Genomic DNA, 3,887 nt, shown 5'->3' with positions numbered 1-3,887 from the left:
GCCTCCGGGATGCGCCACAACGGCAGGATCCACGCCGGGACGACCTCGGACGGCATCGCCGGGGCGGACGGAAGGCTCCTCCGCACGGCCGTCCAGGCGTGGGCGGCCGTGAGGTCGGCGCGGACGGCGCGCAGCCGCTCCTCGGCCTCGGCGAGCGCCGCGCGGAGCCGTTCCTCCGCCGGGACGGTCTGCTCGGCGAGGCGGCGCGAGGCGGCGCGGGCCCAGGCCCAGGCCTCGTCCCAGCGGCGGGTGCGGGCGTGCCACTCCTCGTCGCCGTCGGTGGCGATCATGAGGTTGGCGAGGTCGGGGTGGACGGCCCGGACGCGGGCGATGAGCTCCTCGCAGCGGATCTGGAGGGCGCGCTCGTGCCGGGCCTCGGCGAGGGCGCCGAGCGCGCGGCCGTAGGCGGCGGCGTCGCGGGCGCCGACCGCGGTGAGCGCGGCGCGGAGTTCGGGCGGGTCGCCCTTCTCGACCGGGCCGATCGAGTCGCGCAGGGCGTCCAGGTCGGCGGCGGCGCGGTTGACGCCGAGGCCCTCCAGCGCGTTGCGGAGGGCGGCGACGTAGCCATGCCATTGGAGGGGGTGGGCGAGCGGGACGGCGACGCCCGCGCGTTCGAGGAGGGCCTTGGTCTCGTCCACGGCGGGCATGGCGTCCCGGACGCGGGCGAGGCGCGCGTGGGCGCGGACGAAGCGGGTGACGCGTTCGGCGGGCGGCAGGTCGGCGGGGAAGGAGATCCCGGCGGCCTCCCACACGTACTGCAGCTCGCGGCAGGTGATCCGCACCATGAGGTCGGTGTGGACGAGGTCGAGCAGCTCTGGCGTGGTGGGCGCGGCTCCGTCCACCCTCGCGGAGGCGAGGAGGGGCTCGGCCTGGCGCTGCGCGGCGGAGCGGAGGGGCCCGCGCTTGAGGGCGCCGCCGCCGGCGAGGTAGGCGCGCAGGTCGTGGGCGGACGCGGCGAGGCCGCGCAGGTCGGCGTCGGCGGGCAGGTCGATGCGGTGCCCGTACAGGTCACCGAGGGCGCGTTCGGCCCACTGGGCGCGGGCCGTCATCTCCGCGACCCGGGACCAGATGAGCGGGCGGCGGCCCGCGAGGGCGTCGCCGAACGCGCCGACGGCCAGGTCGGCCGGGTTCCAGCCGCCGGGGTGACCGTCCAGGCCGAGGTCGCGGAGGGCGGCGGCGACGACGGAGGCATTGCCGTCGAGGCGGGCGAGGAGGGTGACGTCGGTGTCCCGCAGCCGCCGGGACAGGTCGGTCTTGGAGCGTTCTGCGCGTTCGGCCGCGGCGGACTCGGCCTCGATCAGCGTCCGGACGTAGGCGGCGCTGGGCAGCGCGCCGGGGTCGACGTCCCGCTGCGCGGTGCGGGCCTTGCGCTCGGGGGTCTCCTCCGCCAGCAGGACGACGAGTTCGGCGGCCTCGGAGCGGGAGATCGGCGGGCCGGGCGGCATGTCGGGCAGGAGCGGCATCCAGGCGAGGTCGGGGGCCTCGGCGCGGAGCCGGTCGTCGGGACGGCCCTCGCCCGACTCCTCGGCGACGCCGTCGCGCAGGCGGTCGCGGAGCCCGGCGACCTGGGCGGACGCGGCCTTCTCTTCGGCGGCGAGCGCGTCCAGGTCGGGGACGCCGCGGGTGAGGATCGCGTCGGCGACCCGTCCGGCCGTCGTCGGGTCGGTGACCGTGAGGTCGGCGAGGCCGGGCGGGAGGGCGGCGCGCAGCGCGGCCGACGCGGCGGCGCCCGAGGTGGCGACGACGACGCGGTGGCCGCGGGCGAGCAGGCCGGTGAGCAGGTCGGGGACGGTGTCCGGCGCGCGTTCCGGCACGTGCATGACGTGCGGCCGCTTCGCCGGGGACGCCAGCCGCACGAGACCGTCCGGGACGCCGCGGGGCAGGAGTTCGAGCAGCTTGGAGTGGTAGTCGGCGACGGCTGTGCGACCCGGCGGGCGGACGACCAGCGCCGGAGCGAGCCGCACCCGCGGAACGGCCGAGGCCGCGCCCCCACCGGGGCCCGCGCCGGGGACTGCGCTGGGGCTTCCGCCGGGGACTGCGTCCGGGGCCGGGTCCGGGGTCCAGTCCTCGCGATACTCGGCGGGACCGGAGATCGCGACGGAGCACCATTTGCGCAGGACGTCCCCGACGGAGCCGGACAACCCGAAGCCCTGCCCGGCCTGCACGGCGTCCGACACCCAGTCGGCGGGCCGGTAGCCGGGGTGGCCGGACAGCAGTTCCCGGTCGCGCAGCGTCGTGTGCCCGGCCAGGACGACGTCGATCCGTTCCGTGCGGTCGTCCACGACGATGCGGACGGGCGTGTTCAGCAGGTGGTCGCGGACGGCCGGACGCCAGGTCAGCAACCCCGTGCCGAGCACCGCCTCCCGCCCGGCCAGCTCGCGCAGGATCCGGTACCAGTTGCGGAGCGCGAGCCAGCCGTCGAACTCGTCCAGGACGACCGGGGGCGTCAGCGGAATGACCGGCACGCTGAACAGGACGTCGCCGGGCCCCGCGTCCGTCTCGACGTAGACGTCGCCGGGCAGCTCGCACAGCCAGTGGACCTGGTCGTGGCCGGTCACGTCCCGCGCGGGACGGCGCCGTGCCCGCGCCAGATCGCGCAGGTAGCGCAGCAGGCGGGCCGCGTGCTCGGCTTCGCGCGCGGCCTCGCCGCCTTCCGGCACCGGCCCGCTCGCGCCGGACGGCGGTCGCGGGGGCGTGCGCGGGGCCGTCCCCCCTCCAGGGAATGGGCCCGGGCCCGGGCGGCCGTCCTCACCAGGCACCGCGGCTCCTCCCTCCCACGGGAACGGTGGTGCCACGATCTAACACCTCCGGGCGGGCCCGGCCAAGCGCTATCGGTGATCAGTGAGTGCGGGCCAGGTAGCGGTCCTCGTTCGGCATCATCACCCAGAGGACGAGGTAGACCACGAACTGCGGGCCAGGCAGCAGGCACGACAGCAGGAACAGCACCCGGACGGTCGTGGGCGACATCCCGAACCGCCGCCCGAGCCCGGCGCAGACACCGGCGATGACCCGGCCGTGGCGTGGACGATAAAGGCCGTTCATGTGTTCTTCTCTCCCCGATTCGTCGAGCTGTGAACGGAACGCGGTCGCGGGTTTCGCGGCCACGTTCTCCACGCTACGAACCGGACAGCCGACACCACATCGCCCGTTCGTCCTGTTCTGCGCCATACTGCGGAATTAGGGGACGTCCCCTAGGGGTCACTCTCAGGCCGCGTCGCTAGGGGTCAGGCCGCGTTGTGGTCGAAGACGAGTTTCGGGAGGGCGGCCAGGTCGTCCAGGACGAACAGGCAGTCGCGCAGTAGGTCGTCATCCTGCTGGATGTGGCCCCAGGGGCCGCGCCTCAGAAAGGCGGCCTGCATTCCGAACGCGATCGCGGGCCGGACGTCGTTGTCGAGGCGGTCCCCGACGTAGAGGACGCGGTCGGGCAGCACGTCCGCGATCTGCGCGCAGCGCTCGAAGAATTCGTGCGACGGCTTCTGGACGCCCCACACGTCGGAGATCCCGACGACGTCGGCGTCCAGCCCGAGCGCGGCCAGCTGCTCCGCGGCCTCCACCGGCTGGTTGCCCGCGATCCCGACGTAGAGGCCCTGGTCGCGGAGCCCGGACAGGCAGGCCCGCGCGTCCGGGTACAGGTCGTCGGGCCCGAACCCGTTGGGGACGCCGGCCGCCACGCGGCGGCGCTGCTCCTCGTCCAGGTCGAAGCCGGGCCGGAAGTACTCGAACAGGTCCATGTGGGTGCCGCCCGTGGCGAGCAGCGCGCCCAGCTTGGCGAGGAACGTGTGCCGCGGCACGCCCAGCCAGTCGGCCCAGCGCCCGTAGATCTCGCCCTCGTTGATCAGCGTCTCGCCGATGTCGAGGAAGACGGCCTGGACGGGCCGGGGCCGGGG

The 3,887-nt window shown here is 75.5% G+C and carries 3 protein-coding genes; all 3 read right to left on the bottom strand.

Annotated elements, in window-relative coordinates:
* A partial coding sequence (locus E1287_RS42350; RefSeq protein ID WP_131971644.1) for a hypothetical protein occupies window positions 1-2,660 on the bottom strand: 2,660 nt, incomplete at its 3' end.
* Between the two features lie 178 nt (window positions 2,661-2,838).
* Window positions 2,839-3,042, bottom strand: a complete 204-nt coding sequence (locus E1287_RS42345) for a PspC domain-containing protein (RefSeq protein ID WP_131971642.1) — start codon at window positions 3,040-3,042, stop codon at window positions 2,839-2,841.
* Window positions 3,043-3,224: 182 nt separating this feature from the next.
* The coding region (locus E1287_RS42340; protein ID WP_243719824.1) for an HAD family hydrolase at window positions 3,225-3,887 on the bottom strand (663 nt) is incomplete at its 5' end.

Origin of the sequence: Actinomadura sp. KC06, assembly GCF_004348735.1 — a bacterium.
Classification (GTDB): Bacteria; Actinomycetota; Actinomycetes; order Streptosporangiales; family Streptosporangiaceae; genus Spirillospora.
The sequence above is the reverse complement of the archived record's forward strand: the minus strand, read 5'-3'. Positions and strand labels throughout refer to the sequence as shown.

Excerpts from the sequence above, each read along its gene's own strand:
- E1287_RS42345 (WP_131971642.1), bottom strand. The coding sequence starts at position 3,042 with ATGAACGGCCTTTATCGTCCACGCCACGGCCGGGTCATCGCCGGTGTC.